Source organism: Micromonospora sp. AMSO12t, assembly GCF_008806585.1.
Taxonomy (GTDB): Bacteria; Actinomycetota; Actinomycetes; order Mycobacteriales; family Micromonosporaceae; genus Micromonospora; species Micromonospora reichwaldensis.
Map to the genome: position 1 here is coordinate 1 of NZ_WAAS01000508.1, position 1,293 is coordinate 1,293.

General features: G+C 78.0%; 2 pseudogenes. Both read right to left on the reverse strand.

Annotation, left to right across the window (positions count from 1 at the left end):
* Positions 1 to 980: pseudogene (locus F6X68_RS32665) on the reverse strand (DNA polymerase Y family protein); the annotation flags it as partial.
* A 28-nt stretch (positions 981 to 1,008) separates the two neighbouring features.
* A pseudogene (locus F6X68_RS32670) lies at positions 1,009 to 1,293 on the reverse strand (hypothetical protein); the annotation flags it as partial.

The following is a 1,293-nucleotide window of genomic DNA, read 5'->3' on the forward strand; positions in this document are numbered from 1 at the left end:
GACCGGGTGCCGGCCCGGCCGGTGCTGCCGGACAGCCAGCCGTCGAGTTGCCAGCGCACCCGGTCGGCGATGGCCGCGGCGGTGAGCAGCCCGTCGTGCCGCCAGACCCGGTGCAGTTCCTGGCCGTGCGCGGTGACCGCCTCGATGCCGAGACGGGTGCAGGCCAGCCCGTGCGCGGCGAGCCGGTCGTGCAGCCGTTCGGCCAGTGCCCGGGCGGCGAAAGCCGCCGCGTCGACCCGGTCGAGCGGCTCGTCGTGGTCGGCGGTGACCGCGAGGTCGACCGGGGGTTGCCGGACTGCGAGTGGACGGTGGTCCCGCCCGGCCGCCAGCCGGTGTGCCAACGCACCGTCGAAGCCGAACCGGGCCAGCACGTCGCCGGCGGGCAGCGCGGCGAAGTCGCCCAGGGTGCGTACGCCGAGCCGGCGCAGCAGGTCGGCCAGGGCCGGGCGGCCGAGCGCCTCGACCGGCAGGTCGGCGAGGAACCCCGGTGTCCCGCCGGGCGGAACGACCCGTCCGTCGCGGGCGGCCAGCCCGGCGGCGAAGACCCCGTCGGCGATGCCGACCTGGCTCTCCACCGCGCAGGCCTGGGCGACGTGCTCGACGATCCGCTCGGCGGCCACCTCCTCACCCCCGAGGTAGCGGCTCGGCCCCCGGGCCGCCACCGCGCACGCGCCGGGGCGTACCACCTCGACGCCGGCGACCAGTTCCTCGACGGCGGCGACCACCGGTTCGAACGCCCGGGCGTCCCGCCCGGGGTCGTACTCGACGGCGGTGAGCTGGGGGCATCGGCCCTGGGCCTCACGTTTGCGCAGCCCTCGGCGCACCCCTTCGGCGCGGGCCCGCTCGGAGCAGGCGACCACCCGGTTGGCGTGCAGCACGGCGACCGGGTCGGTGGCCGGCACCCCGTCGACGATCTCCGCGGCGAGCACCGGCCAGTCCGGGCACCAGAGCAGCAGGGTCCGCACGGGCGCAGCGGTCACGTCGGACCGACCAGGGTGAGCGCGGCGGTCACGTCGGACCGACCAGGGTGAGCGCGGCGCGACGGGACGGGGCGGTGAGCGTGGAGGCGACGGCCGGGCCGACCTGGCGGAGCCGGCCGGCGGTCGACCGGCCGGTGGCGGAGACGGCGGCGGCGGGAGCGGAGCGGGGAATGACCCGGGTGAGCCCGTCCCCGGGCAGCCAGACCTTGATCTCCTTGGGGCGGGCGGCGGCCCCGCGGCCCCGCGCGGAGACGGTGGTGCGGCTATCGCACGGACGTGGTGGTGGGGCTACCGCGCAGACGCGGTGGTGCGG